The organism is Pseudomonas sp. MWU12-3103b (assembly GCF_023100615.1).
Lineage (GTDB): Bacteria > Pseudomonadota > Gammaproteobacteria > Pseudomonadales > Pseudomonadaceae > Aquipseudomonas > Aquipseudomonas putida_A.
This window is the reverse complement of the sequence record NZ_JALMEY010000004.1, coordinates 102123-118768: the sequence shown is the minus strand read 5'-3', so window position 1 is coordinate 118768 and position 16646 is coordinate 102123. Positions and strand designations below refer to the sequence as shown.

Below are 16646 nucleotides of genomic sequence, written 5' to 3'. Positions count from 1 at the left end.
GCTTTTCGATGCCGCAACGCCCCAACTTTCTGGTGATTCTGGCCGACGATCTCGGCTTTTCCGACATCGGCGCCTTCGGTGGCGAAATCGCCACGCCGAACCTCGACGCTCTGGCCAACAATGGCCTGCGCCTGACTGATTTCCACACCGCTCCGACCTGCTCGCCAACGCGTTCGATGCTGCTGACCGGCACCGACCACCACATCGCCGGCATCGGCACCATGGCCGAAGCGCTGACCCCGGAGCTGATCGGCAAACCGGGTTACGAAGGCTATCTCAACGACCGCGTTGTGGCCCTGCCCGAGCTGCTGCGCGAGGCCGGTTATCAAACCTTGATGAGCGGCAAATGGCACCTCGGCCTGACTGCTGAACTGGCGCCGCAGGCCCGCGGTTTCGAGCGTTCGTTTTCGTTGCTGCCGGGTGCGGCCAACCACTATGGTTTCGAGCCGACCTACGATGAACACACCCCTGGCCTGCTGAAATCGACGCCGGCGCTGTACATCGAAGACGGCACCTTTGTCGACGCATTGCCCAAGGATTTCTACTCGTCGGATGCCTTCGGCGACAAGCTGCTGCAGTACCTCAAGGAGCGCGACCAGAGCCGGCCATTCTTCGCTTACCTGCCCTTCTCCGCACCGCACTGGCCGTTGCAGGCACCGGCCGACATCGTCGAAAAATACGGTGGTCGCTACGACGCCGGTCCCGAAGTCTTGCGTCTGGAGCGCCTGGAAAAACTCAAAGCGCTGGGCCTGATCGAGCCGGATGTCGAGCCGCATCCGCTGATTCAACTGAATGCGCAATGGGACGCGCTGAGTGATGAGCAACGGCAGATTTCCGCGCGGGCCATGGAGGTCTACGCGGCCATGGTCGAGCGCATGGACTGGAACATCGGCCGGGTGGTCGATTACCTGCGCCAGCAGGGCCAACTCGATAACACCTTCATCCTGTTCATGTCCGACAACGGTGCCGAGGGCGCACTGCTGGAGGCGTTTCCCAAGTTCGGCCCGGAACTGCTGACCTACCTCAATCAGCATTACGACAACAGCCTCGACAACATCGGCCGCGCCAATTCCTACGTGTGGTACGGGCCGAGCTGGGCGCAGGTGGCGACCGCACCGTCACGGCTGTTCAAGGCGTTCACCACCGAAGGCGGGATTCGCGTACCGGCGCTGCTGCACTATCCGCAACTGCCGATCAAAGGGCAGATCAGCCACGGCTTTGGCACGGTGATGGACATCACCCCGACCATTCTCGATCTGGCCGGCGTGCGCCATCCGGGCAAGCAATGGCACGGCAAACCGGTGGCGCCGCTGCGCGGTAAATCGTGGCTGGGCTTTTTGTCTGGCGAGACGGCGCAGGTGCATGACGAGCACACCGTGACTGGTTGGGAGTTGTTTGGCCGGCGGGCAATTCGCCAAGGGTCGTGGAAAGCCGTGTGGATCCCCGGGCCGGTGGGGCCGGCGACCTGGCAGCTTTATGATCTGAGCAGCGATCCGGGGGAGATTCATGATCTGGCGTCGAGTCAGCCGGACAAGCTCAACAGCTTGATCGGGCATTGGCAGAAATATGTGGAGGAGACTGGGGTGATTCTCAGTGCTTCGCCGTTTCAGCCGGATTGAGGTTGCCTGATCCGGTGCCTTCGCGAGCAAGCCCGCTCCCACAGTTGGAATGCGTTCCCCTGTGGGAGCGGGCTTGCTCGCGAAGAGGCCCGCAAATTCACCATCAAGCCTGAGCCGTACGCGCCTCCTCCGCTACCACTTCATCCCGACGAACAAACCGGTTCGCCCGCCCAAACGTGCCGAAATCATTGAAGCGCACGCCCATCTCGCGCATCACCTTATGTGCCACCGGCACGGTCAGCTGCCGGATGTAAAACGGCTCCTTCACCACAAAATGATGAATCCCGTGGCTGCTGCCGAAGTTGAAGCAGAACGCCTGCAACGGCCACAACCACCAAGGGTTCAACACCTGGCATTGCTGCAGCACGTTGCCCGCCTCGATATCGCCGTAGTAATGCATGTTCGAGCTGATGAAGTGCAGGCAAAAGGTGCGCAGCACGTTCGGGCCGATGATCACCACTGCCGCGATGTCGATCACCTGCATCACCGACAGCGTGGTCGCCGACCATTCAATCGGCGACCCCATGAGGTAGGCGATGCCATTCGCCGCATGGAAGCTGAGGAACACGTACCACGCGCCCCAATGCACCAGCGCCAGTGGCGCATAGACTTTCAGCGTGCGCTTGATGATGTTGATTTTGTGCGCCCAGGTCTTGGCCCTTAGCATGCGGATGAACGCCGACATCACGTTATCGCCGACCATCAGCAAGCGCGCAAAACCCCATGGTTCGCCGTTGGTGATCGCGCGTTCTTCCATGTCGGTTTCGGTGCCGGAGACCTTGTGGTGATTGAGGTGCAGGTGGCGGCGGATCCACGGATTGATCGTGCTCGGCCGCGCCAGCCACACCAGACCCATCATCAGGTTGTGCGGCACGCGCTGCTTGCGGAAATACATGCTGTGGATCAGGTCGTGTTCCAGCTCATGGGTCAGGGAGGCGAAAAATGCGTTCAGCAGCAGGCACACCCACCATGCCATGTGACCCGTGATGTACAGCGCCGCCGAGCCGATCATCCCGGCCAGGGCGAAGGCCAGAATGCCGGCGCCGAGGGCATCCTGATGCTGCAGAATCGGGTAGCGCTCACGCAGTTCGACACCCTTGGCCAGCACCACTTCGCGAATATGCGCTGATCGCTGGGCAGCATTGTGTCGCTGGGGACTTGCAGAAGTACGGTCCATGCTTCCATCCTCTGGTTATTGATGTTCGCATCCTGCCTTGCGAAAGCTGTATTGATGGTAGCCGTGAACGCCAACCTGTTGACCGGAAGCGCCAATCAGCATGAAGGAACCGACCTCTCTCGCCAGCTGGACCCGTGCCTTGCGCAAGCAACTCGATGCGCTGGGGCTGGACAGTCTCGGCCTGTGCCAACAGGCCGGACTCGATCCGCAGTTGATGGACGACCCGAACGCGCGTTATCCGTTGTCCGGCACCACGCGCCTGTGGCAACTGGCAGTACAGTTCAGCGGCGATCCGGCGATCGGCCTGCGAGTGTCGCGGTTCGTCAGCCCGACCACGTTCCATGCGCTGGGTTACGCGCTGGTGGCCAGCGGCAGCCTGCGTGAGGTATTCGAGCGCATCGTGCGTTATCACCCGGTGGTCAGCGATGCATTGGAACTGGAGCTGAGCCGCAGCGATGACCGCTATCTGTTTCGTCTGAAAATTCCGTCAGGCAATCCGGCGCCGGCCTTCGAAGCCATCGACGCGTTTGCCGCGATCTACGTGCGCACCTGCCGCAATCGCCTTGGGCGCGATTACGCGCCGCTGGCGGTGTACCTGCGCCGCCCGGAACCGTCCGATGCGCATCAGTGGCACAAGGTGTTCCGCGCCCCGGTGCATTTCTCCTGCGCCGAAGATCGCCTGGAGTTCGCCCTCGCCGACTTCGACAGCCACCTCGACGACGCCAACCCGGAATTGGCCGAACACAACGAAGCGGTGCTCAAGCGTACCCTGGCCCAGCTCAAACCGCTGACCTGGGAGCGCAAGGTGCGCGATGCCATCGAGGAGCAACTTCCCGAAGGAGAACCCAGCGCCGAACGCATTGCTCAAGCCTTGCACCTGAGCCTGCGCAGCCTGCAACGGCACTTGGCGGATGAAGGCTGTCGCTTCGACACGCTGCTCAACGAGAGCCGCGAGAATCTGGCGCTGCTGCACCTGCGCGATCCACAGTGTTCGTTGAGTGAAGTCAGCTACCTGCTGGGGTTTGCCGACACCAGCAGCTTCAGCCGCGCGTTCAAGCGCTGGACGGGAATGACGCCGGGGCAGTTTCGCGATCAGTTGCGCTGACCATCAGCCCTTGATCAAGCTGCGTTGCAGGCCGGAAGTCCACTGTTCGATCATCGCCTCGCCTACTTCGGCAAAATCGGGGTACTTGCGGCTGTGTCTGGCCATTTCCTCGATCGCCATCTGCATGCCATGAGCCACTTGTTGCAGTAATTCGTTGCAGCGTGCCTCGGTCAGGTTGCATGCCGTACGACCGAACCGCACCAGCATCTTGTACTTGGGCCAGGCTTTTGAACCGCCCAGCAGCAGCGCCATGCTGTCGCTCTTGATATAAACCGACGTTGTGATGATGTCGTATGCCGGCGCGAGCCTGACGGATGACTGCTCTGCACAATCTTCGTAAAGCACGCCGAAGTTCTTCAGATGCGCATCACCGTTTTTCAGCCCTGCAGACAACGCGACAATCTTGAAAAACGCTTCCAGAGCAGAGCCCAGTAACTGCGGCGAAACGAATGCCTTGATCTGCCGCGCGGCACCTTCATAGGAACCGTCGTATTTGGCTTTCGACGGCCACCCGTTCAGTACACAGAAATCTTCAAAACCGAGGTACCCCGAATCGCTCAGGTCAAAACGCTCGACCACCAGAAATTTGCCGCGCTCGCTGAGCTCGAATGTTGGCACTTCGAGGCAGCAGTGCTGTGCCGCCCGCATACAGAAATATTCATTGGTTGCCAGCTGCGGATACTCTTCGGCGCGAAAGGCCTTGACCAGATGAGTCGCGCCCCGATGAGTCAGGCGATCAATCGCGGCGGCGCTGTCACGCACCAGCACTTTGGGCTGCACGCCTGACACTCCGGAATACTGACCATAGGTCTGTAACAGGTCTTCGAACAGTCCCTGAGCACCATCGTGCACCAGCAGATCGCTGAGGGATGTTGCCGGAGGCTGATCAGTCGCCGGTGCGCTGGCAATTGCCAGACGGCCGAGCTGATGGGGGCCGACGATAGCCAACAAAGCAAAATCATCGAAGCCACGCACGGCTTTACTGAAGCGCCGCATCAACTCCTCACGCAGCGCGCCTTCGGGCAAGTTCATCTCGAAGACGGGGTGAATGCCATGTTCCCAGCCATAGCTGTCCAGGCGAGTGGGCATCGTCAGCGATACCGCATTGTCAGCGCTGGCGTCTTCGCGGTAACTGAACACGCTGTCGTCGCGAACTTGCCCGCGCCCCAGCGTCCCGACCACCTGTTCACCAACCCGGATTTGCAACCTGTCCGGCGTTTCAGTCATGGAAATTCACTTTTTGCAGAGCGTCGAGGGTTGGGCGATTGGACTTGCGGGGAACGGCAACCAGCTCGTAACCGAAGCCATTGAGTATCGCCTCAACCTTGCGCAGGCCGATTTCGGAGACCGTGTTGTTTTCGATCCCCGAGATGGTGGCGCGACTCATGCCATATTGTTGAGCCAGTGCCTGCTGGGAGAGTTTGCGCGCCTTGCGCAAGCTTCTGATCACTTCGCCGATCTGTTCCATTGCGCAAACCTGCACTGTTAACGATGCATTTATAGATAAATAAATAAAATGCATCACATGTAATGCACCAGTCACCAAACTCTAGCTGAGTTTCAGAATACTTGCACGGCGCATCATTGGCTCAGGACAAAACCCAACTCAAACACTGTGCCACTCGCATCACTGCTCACCCTGACCTGCCCGCCATGCAACAGCATGATCGACTGCACGATCGCCAGCCCCAGCCCACCGGAATCCCCAGGCTGCGCCCGTGAAGGGTCGACGCGATAGAAGCGGTCGAACAGTTTGCCCAGATGTTCTGGCGCGATGACCGGGCCGTGGTTGTGTACCTGTAACCAGCACACGCCCGGCTCATCGCGGCGGCGCAGGCTGATCAGCGTGCCTTCATCGGCGTGACGCACCGCGTTGGCCAGCAGATTACCGAGGGCGCGCTGCAGCAGTTGCTGGTCGGCCAACAGTTCGCCGTGCAACTGGTTTTCCAGGTGCAACTGGCGATCATCGGCCAGGGCTTCGAAGTAATCGCACAGCTCGCTGCCGACGCTGTGCAGATCCAGCGTTTGCAAGTCGAGCGCGCGCTCTGCCTGTTCGGCGCGAGCAAGGAACATCAGGTTCTCGGCCATGCGCTTGAGGCGTTCGAACTCTTCCATGTTCGAAGCCAGCAGCTCCTGATACTCCGCCGTGCTGCGCGGGTGGTTCAGCGCCTGGCCGTTGCTGGCGAGCAAGGTGTGCAACGGGGTGCGGATCTCGTGGGCCAGATCGGCGGAAAACTGCGACAGCCGCTGCACGCTGTCGTCCAGCCGCGCGAGCATGCCGTTGAGCGCCTGCACCGGTTCGAGCAGTTCGGCGGGGGTGCCACTGGCGGGCAGACGCTGGTCTAGGCTGCGCAGATCAATGCCGCGCACCGCCGCGCTTAACTGGCGCAACGGTTGCAGACCACGGCGCAGCAAAACCAGGCCCAGCGCGAACGCCAGCAACGCGCCAAGCCCGACGGCCAGGTACAGGCGCAAGCGATAACTGGCGAGCATCTGTTCACGCTCAGTAAGCACCTTGCCGGCGATCACGGTGAGCGGTTCGCCGTTCGGCCCTTGGGCGTCACCGGACAGCAGCGCCAGCTCGGCGCCGTCCGGCGCTTGCCAGGTCAGCACATCGCGACGCTGCGGCGTTTGCTCGCGTGCGATTGCGTTCAATGGCGGCAGCTCGCGCTGGCGCGGGTTGATCGCAATCACGTTCGAGCCATCGGCGCGCCGCACCAGCAGCAGGCTGTCGAGGTTACCGAGCATGTTCTGGTACAGCCGTGGCCGCGCCTGCAAGGCGCCGAGGCTGTCACTGTCGGCGAGCAAGGCGCGCACCTGCTCCAGACGGCCGAGCAACGCGAGGTCGTCGCGGTAGGCGATTTCCGAGTCGAGCGAGCGGTAGAGAAACACACCGATCGCACTCAACACCAACGCGCAAACCACGGCGAACGCCAGCGCCAGACGCCAGGCGATCGACCTAGACCGCATCGTCGGGCGCCTCCAGCTGATAGCCGACCCCGCGCACGGTGTGGATCAGTTTCGGCATGTACGGATCATCGACCTTGGCCCGCAAGCGGCGCACTGCGACTTCGACCATGTTGGTGTCGCTGTCGAAATTCAGGTTCCACACCTGCGAGGCGATCAGCGTGCGCGACAGCACTTCGCCCTGACGGCTGGCGAGCAATTGCAGCAAGGCAAATTCCTTGTTGGTCAGGGCAATGCGCTGACCGCCGCGACTGACCCGACGCCGTAGCACGTCGATTTCCAGGTCGGCGATGCTGTAGGACTCGGCCTCGCGCAGCGGCCCGCGCCGCAGCAACGTGCGCACCCGCGCGAGCAATTCGGCGAAGGCGAAGGGTTTGAGCAGGTAATCATCGGCGCCCAGTTCGAGGCCGCGCACGCGGTCTTCGATGGCGTCCTTGGCGGTCAGGAACAACACCGGGGTGGCGCCGCGCTGGCGGATCAGTTGCAGCAGCTGCCAGCCATTGAGGCCCGGCAGCATCACGTCGAGGATGATCAGGTCATATTCCTGCTGCTCGATGAAATAGCGTCCATCGAGGCCATTGAGCGCCACGTCCACGGCAAAACCCGACTCGCCCAAGCCCTTGGCCAGGAAATTCGCGGTTTTGGCTTCATCTTCTACGACCAGCAAACGCATGGCACACCTCGATTGATCAGGCACACAGGCTAGGCGCCTTCGGCCCGATTGCCCATTACAAACTTGTAATCCGACTGACGGGGTTCTGACGAAGAGCGGCGGCTAAGGTGACGTCCTTCGTTTTTGGAGCCTGTCCATGACCGTCAAATACCTTGCAGCCAGCCTTGCCCTCGGCCTCAGCGTCAGTGTTTTCGCCGCCCCTGAACTGCCGCGCCACGCTGACCTCGATCTGAAAACCGCACGCCTGCTGGCCGACACGGCGCTGAGCAATTGCACCGCCACGGTATCGGTGCTCGACCGTGGCGGCAACTTGCTGGTAACCCTGCGCGGCGACGGCATCGGCCCGCACAACACCGCTGCCAGCCAGCGCAAGGCCTACACCGCGCTGTCGACGAAAACCCCGACCCGGCTGTTCGCCGAGCGCGCCCGCAGCAATCCGGAAACCGCCAACCTCAACACCCTCGATGAGCTGCTGTTGCTCGGCGGCGGGATCCCGTTATTCGCCGCTGATGAACTGGTCGGCGCCATGGGCGTGGCCGGCTCTGGCGGCGGCGAGCAAGACGAAAGCTGTGCCATCAAGGCCGCCGAAAAGGCCGGCCTGACCCTGACCCGTTCCCAATAAGGAGACTGACCATGACCACCCTGCGCATGACCTTCGCCGCACTCGGCCTGAGTGCCTTCTCCAGCCTGGCGCTGGCCGCCGGCAATCCACTGAGCGTGCACGTGCTCAACCTGGAAAACGGCCTGCCCTCGCCGGGCGTCAACGTGACCCTGGAAAAACACGTCGGTCAGGGCTGGCAGCCACTTGCCCAAGGCACCACCAACGAACAGGGGCGCATCGCCGAATTGTTCCCGGCCAAACAGCCTTTCGAGGCGGGCGAATACCGGGTGGTGTTCAAGACCGGCGAGTATTTCGAGAAGAACAAGCGCGAGACGTTCTTCCCGGAGATTCCGGTGATTTTCCAAGTGAAGCAGACTGACCAGCACTACCACATCCCGTTGCTGCTCAGCCCTTACGGCTTCTCGACCTATCGCGGCTCGTAAAAACAACAGCGATCATATGTGGGAGCGGGCTTGCTCGCGAAAGCGATGTGTCAGTGCATGATGTGCTGGCTGACACGACGCCTTCGCGAGCAAGCCCGCTCCCACAGGGATGGCAGTGTTCTTTAGAGTGTGGCGAGAGCGCGCAATCGCTCGGCATCGAGAATCTCGATCTCGCCATACCCCAACCCGATAATCCCCTGCCCTTGCAGATCCTTGAGGATCTGGTTGGTGGTCTGCCGTGACAGCGACAGCATCGACGCCAGCTGCTCCTGGGGCAATTGCAGCACCCGTCGCGGCGCATCAATTTCACCGTAGCCCTCGGCGATCATCAGCAAGCGATGGGCCAGGCGTGCCGGAGCCGGCAGCAGGCTCAACTGTTCGAGATTGATGAAGGTCAGGCGCAGTTTGTGGCTCATCAGCAATGCCAGATGGCGCCAGTACACCGGCTGTTCGTCGAGGATTTTCAGCAGCGTGGCCTGCGGGATATTCAGCAGGGTGCACGACCCGACCGCATACGCATCATGAGTGCGTGGCTGGCCGTCGAACAGGCAGATTTCGCCGAACCAGTGCGGCGCCTCCACCAGGCTCAGCAACGCCTCCTTGCCCTGCTCGCTCACCGCGCCGATTCGGATCGCGCCGTCGAGCACCGCGTACAGGCCGCAGGGCGGATCACCGCGCTGGAACAAGCGTTGCCCCGCCGCCAGCCGCCGCTCCCGGGCCGCCGCCAGCAGACTATCCTGAAAGGACGCTGGCAGATGACTGAACCATTGCCCGGTCAGCAGCCGTGAACGCTTATCCATGATCACTCCCAATTGTCGCCTGCCTGACAGAGCGAACGCCGAACCCGAGGCATGCTGCACGCACCCTACAGGAGGAACAACAATGAAAAGCCTCGTCGACCATCTCAGTCAATACGCCGCCTACCACCGCGACCCGCGCAACATCGCCAGCCACTTTATCGGCATTCCGCTGATCGTGGTGGCGGTGGCGGTGTTGCTGTCGCGACCAGAATGGTCACTGGGCGGCTTGTGGCTATCGCCGGCGGTGCTGCTGGCGCTGGCGTCGGCATGGTTTTACCTGCGCCTGGAACTGAAGCTGGGTGTTCTGATGACACTGCTGATGGGCCTGTCGGTCTGGGCCGGGCATGCGCTGGCGCAGCAGAGCACCATGGTCTGGCTCAGCAGCGGGCTGGCGATGTTCGTGATCGGCTGGGTGATCCAGTTTGTCGGCCACCACTACGAGGGGCGCAAGCCGGCGTTTGTCGATGACGTGAGCGGCTTGATTGTCGGGCCGCTGTTTGTGGTGGCCGAAGTGGCGTTCCTGCTCGGCATGCGGCATGAGTTGAAAGAGCAGATCGAGGCGCGGGCGGGGGTGGTGCGGGTCAATCCGAATCGCGCGGCTGTATAGGCCGCTTTCGCGAGCAAGCCCGCTCCCACAATGGAATGCGTTCCAAAGGTGGGAGCGGGCTTGCTCGCGAAGCTTTTGACTTTAGAGGCCGGCGACTTTCTGCCAGACCTTCGGCTTGAAGAACAGGGTTTCACCCTTGGCCAGACCAATCAGGCTGTCGTGGTCCTTCACCACTTCCGCCTCGATCAGATCGGTCTGCCCTTCCACCTTTAACGTCACTCGCGTGGTCGCACCCAACGGGCGAATATCACGCACTTCAGCGGCATGGTGATCTTCCAGTTCATGCTTGGACAACGACACTTCGTGCGGACGGAACAGCACATGGTTGTCATCGCTGAGCAGCAAGCGGTTCGAGTCGCCGAGGAAGTGATAAACGAAATCGCTGGCCGGGTTTTCGTAGACGTCGCCCGGTGAGCCGATCTGCTCGATCACGCCCTTGTTCATCACCACGATGCGGTCGGCGACTTCCATCGCTTCTTCCTGGTCGTGGGTCACGAACACCGAGGTCAGGTTGATGTCTTCGTGCAGCCGCGCCAGCCAGCGGCGCAGCTCTTTACGCACCTTGGCGTCGAGAGCGCCGAACGGCTCGTCGAGCAGCAGCACTTTCGGTTCCACCGCCAAGGCACGGGCCAGGGCGATACGCTGACGCTGACCGCCGGAGAGTTGCTCCGGGTAGCGATCCGACAGCCAGTCCAGCTGCACCATGTTCAGCAGTTCGTGGACCTTGGTCGCGATCTGACTTTCGCTCGGGCGCTGGTTTTTCGGTTTCATGCGCAGGCCGAACGCGACGTTGTCGAACACCGTCATGTGGCGGAACAAGGCGTAGTGCTGGAACACGAAACCGACGTTGCGATCACGCACGTCGTGGCCGGAGACGTCTTCGCCGTGAAACACGATGTTGCCCTGATCCGGGGTTTCCAGGCCGGCGATGATCCGTAGCAACGTGGTCTTGCCGCAGCCGGACGGGCCGAGCAGCGCCACCAGTTCACCGCTGTGAATGTCCAGGCTGATGTTGTCCAGCGCCTTGAACGCATTGAAATTCTTGCTGACGTTACGCACTTCGATCGACATGAATTATTCCTCCGCGGCGCTGGCGCGCAGGCGGTTGATACGGTTTTCGCTCCACTGCTTGAGCAGCAGGATGAAGAGCGCCAGGATCAGCAACAGGCTCGCCACGGCGAACGCGGCCACGTGGTTGTATTCGTTGTAGAGGATCTCGACGTGCAGCGGCAAGGTGTTGGTCACCCCGCGAATGTGCCCGGAAACCACCGACACCGCACCGAACTCACCCATGGCCCGCGCGGTACACAGCACCACGCCATAGATCAGACCCCACTTGATGTTGGGGACGGTGACATGCCAGAACATCTGCCAGCCATTAGCGCCGAGCAGGCGCGCGGCTTCCTCTTCCTGCGTGCCTTGTTCCTGCATCAGCGGAATCAGCTCGCGGGCCACGAACGGCACGGTGACGAAGATCGTCGCCAGCACGATGCCCGGCAGGGCGAAGACGATCTGGATGTCATGATCCTGCAGCCAAGGCCCGAACAGGCCCTGAGCGCCAAACATCAGCACGTAGACCAGACCGGCGATCACCGGCGACACCGAGAACGGCAGGTCGATCAGCGTCACCAGCATGCTCTTGCCACGGAACGAATACTTGCTCACGCACCACGCGGCACTGACCCCGAACACCAGGTTCAGCGGCACCGAAATCAGCACGGCGATCACCGTGAGTTTCAGCGCCGACAAGGCGTCCGGTTCAAAGATCGCCGTGAAGAATGCGCCGAGGCCATTCTTCAAACCTTGCGACACCACGATGAACAGCGGCAGTACCAGAAACAGGAAAAAGATCAGCCAGCCGAGACCGATCAGCACGCGCCGTGAAGTAGCACTGCCACGGCGTGCAGCGTTGGCCGAGGACGCGGCCGCAATAGACGATTGGGACATGTTCGCGCCTCCTTATGGGGTTTCGATGCGCCGCTGCAACAGGTTGATCAGCAGCAACAGGACGAAGGAAACCACCAGCATCAGCACGCCGATGGAAGTGGCGCCGGTGTAATCGTATTGATCGAGCTTGACCATGATCAGCAGCGGCAGGATCTCGGTTTTCATCGGCATGTTGCCGGCGATGAAAATCACCGAGCCGTACTCACCGACACCGCGGGCGAACGCCAGGGCAAAACCGGTCAACCAGGCGGGCAACAGCGCTGGCAAGAGGATATGGCGGAACACCTGCAAAGGTTTCGCGCCAAGGCAGGCAGCGGCTTCTTCGACTTCACGCGGGATGTCAGCCAGTACCGGCTGCACCGTCCGCACCACGAACGGCAGGGTGACGAAAGTCAGCGCGAGGGTGATGCCCAACGGGGTGTAGGCGATCTTGAACCCGAGGTCGGCGGCAAACTGGCCGACCAGACCGGTCGGGGTGTACAGCGCGGTCAGGGCGATACCGGCCACCGCCGTCGGCAGGGCAAACGGCAGGTCTATCATCGCGTCGATTACTTTGCGCCCGGGGAAGGTGTAGCGCACCAGCACCCAGGCCAATAGCGTACCGATGATGCCGTTGATGATCGCCGCACACAGCGCGGTACCGAAGCTCAGCTTCAACGCTGCCAGCACGCGTGGCGCGGTGATGATCGTCCAGAACTGATCCCAGGTGAGTTGGGCGGCGTGGACGAACATCGCCGCCAGCGGGATAAGCACAATCAGGCTGAGGTACACCAAGGTGTAGCCCAGCGTCAGCCCGAAGCCGGGTATGACGGGGGAGATACGACGCGACATAAAAGTCCTTGGTTAAAAAGCATTCCGCTGAACGCATCAATGTGGGAGCAAGCCCTGTGGTGAGGGGATTTATCCCCGACCGACTGCGAAGCAGTCGCAAAACCAGAGTTCGCGGTAGATTTGATTCACCGCAAAGGTCGGCATTGGGGCTGCTGCGCAACCCATCGGGGATGAATCCCCTCACCACAAAAGCTCACTCCCACATCTCAAGTGCCTAAACTTCAGGCTCATTGTGGAGCAGATTACTGCGCCTGATAGATCTGGTCGAACACGCCACCGTCGTTGAAGAATTTCGGCTGGGCGGATTTCCAGCCGCCGAAGTCCTTGTCGATCGTCACGAGTTCCAGTTTCGGGAACTGCTGGGCGTACTTCGCCGCCACGTCCTTGTCACGCGGGCGGTAGAAGTTCTTCGCGGCGATCTCCTGACCGGCCGGGCTGTACAGGTGTTTGAGATAGGCTTCGGCGATCTGCTCGTTGCCCTTCTTCTCGGCGTTCTTGTCGACCACGGCCACCGGTGGCTCGGCAAGGATCGACAGCGACGGCACGACGATGTCGAACTTGTCGGCGCCGCCATCTTCTTTCAGTGCCAGGAACGCTTCGTTTTCCCAGGCCAGCAACACGTCACCCTGACCATTGTTGACGAAGGTGATGGTCGAGCCACGGGCGCCGGTGTCCAGCACGGGAACGTGCTTGAACAGGGTCTGTACGTACTCTTTGGCTTTTTCTTCGCTGCCGCCGTTGGCTTTCAGGCCATAGGCCCACGCGGCGAGGAAGTTCCAGCGTGCACCACCGGAGGTTTTCGGGTTCGGGGTGATCACCGAAACGTCGTTCTTGACCAGGTCGCCCCAGTCCTTGATGCCTTTCGGGTTGCCCTTGCGCACCAGGAACACGATGGTTGAGGTGTACGGGGTGCTAGCGTCCGGCAGACGCTTCTGCCAGTCGGCCGGCAGGGTCTTGCCGAGCTTGGCGATTTCGTCGATGTCGCCGGCCAGGGCCAGGGTCACGACGTCGGCACGCAGACCGTCGATCACCGCCCGGCCCTGCTTGCCCGAACCGCCGTGGGATTGCTGGATTTTCACGGTGTCGCCGGCATGATCCTTCTGCCAGAACTTGATGAATTCGGCGTTGTAGTCCTGATACAGCTCGCGCGTCGGGTCATACGACACGTTGAGCAGTTCGTAATCCTTGGCAACTGCGGAACCGGCAAACACAGCGCTGGCCAGCGCGGCCAAAGCGTAACGGCGAATCGACGACATGGTGAAAGCTCCTGGAATTCTTGGTGGTGGCTTTTTCTTATGTGTTGCTGGAATCGGGTTGCTCATTCAAAGATCGCCGCCTGCGCCAGCGCTTGCGCACAGCCCCCTGCAAAAGCTGGCGCAGGCTGCGATCTTTTTCAGCTCGGCTTGTTACCCGGCTGCTGCAAACGGAATTTCTCTTTGCGTTCGATCTGCACGACCTGGGCGTTGTGCACAGTGATCTCCACCGCGCCAAACCGCAGATCGCGCAGGGCGCTCTGGATTTCACGCAAGATGGTGGTTTCGTCCTGACCGTCAACGCTGCGAAGGGATGCGCTCATGGTGCTGCTCCTTTGAATGGGATGTGCCTGGCAGTGGGCGGCACTGCGTTCGGCGTGGGAGCAATATAAGAGAGGCGCAGATATTCTTAAAAAGACTATTTAAGAATGTTTATATAACTAGAAAACATTATCTGACGGGGCAAGGGTTTGCGCGGTGTTCACCGTGTTTGAAGCCTTTATGAAACCTTGTGGTGAGGGGATTCATCCCCGATGGACTGCGTAGCAGTCCCTGTTTTTTAGGGCCGCTGCGCGACCCATCGGGGATAAATCCCCTCACCACAGGTTTTGTGTCAGCCATAACAGGACTGCTAACCGATAACAGGTGCTCTGGTCCAATCAATCTCCCCCGTCGGCACCGGCCGCCCAAACCAGTACCCCTGCCCCAGATCACATTCCTGCTCCAGCAGAAACGCCGCCTGCTCGGCCTGCTCGATGCCTTCGGCATGCACCTGCATGCCCATGCTGCGGGCCAGGGCGACGATCACCCGAACGATGGCTGCGTCATCCTCGTCCCACGGCAGACCGGCGACAAAACCCTGATCGATCTTGAGCTTCTGCACCGGCAAGCGCTTGAGCCGCAACAACGACGAGTACCCGGTGCCAAAGTCATCGATGGCCAGGCGAATGCCCAATTCACGCAAGCGATGCATCTGCTCCAGCGCCACTTCCGGGTCATCCATCACCGCGCTTTCGGTGACTTCCAGCTCCAGATACGCCGGATCCAGCCCGGTCTCGTGCAGCACCTGCGCCACCTGCTGATACAGCTCACGCCGGGCAAACAGGCGCGACGACACATTCACCGCGACAAACGACAACACAATCCCGGCCTGCTGCCATTGACACATCTGCGAACACGCTTGGCGCATCACCCAGGCGTCGATTTCGGCGATCAGCCCGGTGCGCTCGGCGATCGGGATGAATTCCGCCGGTGACACCAGACCGCGCTGCGGATGCTCCCAGCGCACCAGCGCTTCGACGCCGATCAGGCGACTGCTGCGCAAATCGTGAACCGGTTGGTAATAGACGCGCAGCTCCTGCTGCTCCAGCGCGCGACGCAGTTCGAAGGCAATCTCGACCCGTTGCTGCGCATGGGCGGTCAACTCTTCGGTGTACAGCGCGTAGCCGTTTCGGCCGCTGCTCTTGGCCTTGAACAGCGCGGCGTCGGCATTGCGCAGCAATTGATCGGCACTCAATGCATCACTGGGGAACAGGCTGATACCGATACTGGCGTTGATGAACAGCTGATGCCGCTCGATGCTGAACGGCTCCTTCAGCGCATCGAGAATGCGCTGAGCCAGCGCCGCCGCCTGAACCAGTTGTGGACAACTTTCCGCCAGCACCGCGAATTCGTCACCGCCGAGCCGTGCCAGGGTAATCCCGGGGCCGAACAGGTCCTGCAGGCGCGCCGCCACCGCTTTGAGCAGGCGATCGCCGACGTTGTGCCCGAGGCTGTCGTTGATCATCTTGAAGTGATCCAGATCGATCATCAGCAGGGCGCAGCCACGCTTGTGGATCTGCGCCGAGGCCAGCGCTTGCTCGGCGCGGTCGCTGAACAACAGGCGATTGGGCAGGTCGGTCAGCGGGTCGTGGTGGGCAAGGTGCTTGAGTTCGTGTTCGGAGTCCTTGATCGCACTGATGTCGGAAAATACCGCCACGTAGTGACTGAGCCGGCCCTGATCATCGTGAATCACGCGGATGGTCTGCCACTGTGGATAAATCTCGCCGCTCTTGCGCCGGTTCCAGATCTCACCGCTCCATTCGCCCTCGCTCTCCAGCGTGGCGAACATCGCCTGGTAAAAGCCCGGCGGATGGTGGCCGGACTTGAACAGGCTTGGCTGATGGCCGAGAACTTCGTCGTACTGGTAGCCGGTGATTTCCATGAACGCACGGTTGACGTGCACGATCAGGCCCTGACGGTTGGTGACCAGCACCCCTTCGCGGGTGCAATCGAACACGGCTGCCGCCTGACGCAAGCGTTCACGGTCAGACTGACGCTCGCGTAGCCGCGCACCAATGCCGAGAAATTCGCACAATCTGGCCCGTGCCAGGAAAATCAGGCCAGCGCTGACGGCAGCCCAGACGTAACCGTTGATCAGTTGCCATCGCTGCAGATCGACAGACTCATCAAAGAACCTGTTCAATAAGTAACCAGTTCCCTGCAGCCAGACCACAGCAAGCAACAGGTAAAGCAGCGCTGCACGCAAGGCATCGCGGTAAGTGGCAGGCATTCGGCTGTCCATGTCCCTACAAAAAAGGTTGGAATTATAGGTCAAGAAACATCCAGCGACTCTTATCTGAAA

At 61.0% G+C, this 16646-nt stretch carries 17 protein-coding genes; 5 read left to right on the top strand and 12 right to left on the bottom strand.

The window, feature by feature from the left end:
* Positions 1-8 precede the first annotated feature (8 nt).
* Positions 9-1619, top strand: a complete 1611-nt coding sequence (locus tag M0808_RS08575; protein ID WP_247840721.1) for an arylsulfatase — start codon at positions 9-11, stop codon at positions 1617-1619.
* Positions 1620-1722: 103 nt separating this feature from the next.
* Here M0808_RS08575 and M0808_RS08570 read toward each other — a convergent pair whose 3' ends face one another.
* A complete protein-coding gene (locus M0808_RS08570) occupies positions 1723-2796 on the bottom strand; it encodes a fatty acid desaturase (protein ID WP_247840720.1) in 1074 nt (357 codons plus the stop codon).
* Between the two features lie 100 nt (positions 2797-2896).
* Here M0808_RS08570 and M0808_RS08565 point away from each other — a divergent pair, with 100 nt between their 5' ends.
* Positions 2897-3901, top strand: coding sequence for an AraC family transcriptional regulator (locus tag M0808_RS08565; RefSeq protein WP_047601016.1), 1005 nt, complete (start codon positions 2897-2899; stop codon positions 3899-3901).
* A 3-nt stretch (positions 3902-3904) separates the two neighbouring features.
* On the opposite strand, the gene M0808_RS08560 is transcribed toward M0808_RS08565, so the two are convergent.
* From M0808_RS08560 to M0808_RS08545, 4 genes are all read right to left on the bottom strand, one after another.
* Positions 3905-5128, bottom strand: a complete 1224-nt coding sequence (locus tag M0808_RS08560; protein ID WP_247840718.1) for a type II toxin-antitoxin system HipA family toxin — start codon at positions 5126-5128, stop codon at positions 3905-3907.
* Entirely contained in the window at positions 5121-5369 is a 249-nt protein-coding gene (locus M0808_RS08555) for a helix-turn-helix transcriptional regulator (protein ID WP_103368632.1), read from the bottom strand. Before M0808_RS08555 ends, M0808_RS08560 begins: the two co-directional genes overlap by 8 nt.
* Before the next feature lie 113 nt (positions 5370-5482).
* Complete coding sequence (locus M0808_RS08550) at positions 5483-6871, bottom strand: heavy metal sensor histidine kinase (protein WP_247840716.1); 1389 nt, start codon at positions 6869-6871, stop codon at positions 5483-5485.
* Positions 6861-7541 carry a heavy metal response regulator transcription factor gene (locus M0808_RS08545; RefSeq protein WP_027611153.1) on the bottom strand — a complete coding sequence of 227 codons (681 nt, stop codon included), beginning with the start codon at positions 7539-7541 and terminating at the stop codon, positions 6861-6863. Before M0808_RS08545 ends, M0808_RS08550 begins: the two co-directional genes overlap by 11 nt.
* Before the next feature lie 136 nt (positions 7542-7677).
* Between M0808_RS08545 and M0808_RS08540 the strand changes: the two genes are divergently transcribed.
* On the top strand, positions 7678-8163 hold the full coding sequence (locus M0808_RS08540) for a heme-binding protein (protein ID WP_098966609.1): 486 nt from the start codon (positions 7678-7680) through the stop codon (positions 8161-8163).
* 11 nt (positions 8164-8174) lie between these two features.
* A complete protein-coding gene (gene uraH, locus M0808_RS08535; RefSeq protein WP_247840714.1) occupies positions 8175-8585 on the top strand; it encodes a hydroxyisourate hydrolase in 411 nt (136 codons plus the stop codon).
* A 122-nt stretch (positions 8586-8707) separates the two neighbouring features.
* Here the strand turns inward: uraH and M0808_RS08530 are convergent, their stop codons facing one another.
* Complete coding sequence (locus tag M0808_RS08530) at positions 8708-9385, bottom strand: Crp/Fnr family transcriptional regulator (RefSeq protein ID WP_247840712.1); 678 nt, start codon at positions 9383-9385, stop codon at positions 8708-8710.
* A gap of 82 nt (positions 9386-9467) precedes the next feature.
* Between M0808_RS08530 and M0808_RS08525 the strand changes: the two genes are divergently transcribed.
* Positions 9468-9992 (top strand): Mpo1-like protein, encoded by a 525-nt coding sequence (locus tag M0808_RS08525; protein WP_247840710.1) that lies wholly within the window; start codon positions 9468-9470, stop codon positions 9990-9992.
* A gap of 81 nt (positions 9993-10073) precedes the next feature.
* Here the strand turns inward: M0808_RS08525 and M0808_RS08520 are convergent, their stop codons facing one another.
* The 6 genes from M0808_RS08520 to dibA form a co-directional block, all read right to left on the bottom strand.
* Complete coding sequence (locus tag M0808_RS08520; protein ID WP_025113397.1) at positions 10074-11063, bottom strand: sulfate ABC transporter ATP-binding protein; 990 nt, start codon at positions 11061-11063, stop codon at positions 10074-10076.
* Between the two features lie 3 nt (positions 11064-11066).
* Positions 11067-11939: a sulfate ABC transporter permease subunit CysW gene (gene cysW / locus M0808_RS08515; protein WP_003220512.1), complete on the bottom strand. Its 873-nt coding sequence runs from the start codon at positions 11937-11939 to the stop codon at positions 11067-11069.
* Positions 11940-11951: 12 nt separating this feature from the next.
* Complete coding sequence (gene cysT, locus M0808_RS08510; RefSeq protein ID WP_027611147.1) at positions 11952-12770, bottom strand: sulfate ABC transporter permease subunit CysT; 819 nt, start codon at positions 12768-12770, stop codon at positions 11952-11954.
* Between the two features lie 242 nt (positions 12771-13012).
* Complete coding sequence (locus M0808_RS08505) at positions 13013-14026, bottom strand: sulfate ABC transporter substrate-binding protein (RefSeq protein ID WP_027611146.1); 1014 nt, start codon at positions 14024-14026, stop codon at positions 13013-13015.
* 137 nt (positions 14027-14163) lie between these two features.
* Positions 14164-14346 carry a sulfur starvation response protein OscA gene (oscA, locus tag M0808_RS08500; protein ID WP_003220508.1) on the bottom strand — a complete coding sequence of 61 codons (183 nt, stop codon included), beginning with the start codon at positions 14344-14346 and terminating at the stop codon, positions 14164-14166.
* Between the two features lie 308 nt (positions 14347-14654).
* Positions 14655-16574 (bottom strand): phosphodiesterase DibA, encoded by a 1920-nt coding sequence (gene dibA, locus M0808_RS08495; RefSeq protein WP_247840708.1) that lies wholly within the window; start codon positions 16572-16574, stop codon positions 14655-14657.
* Between the last annotated feature and the right edge of the window lie 72 nt (positions 16575-16646).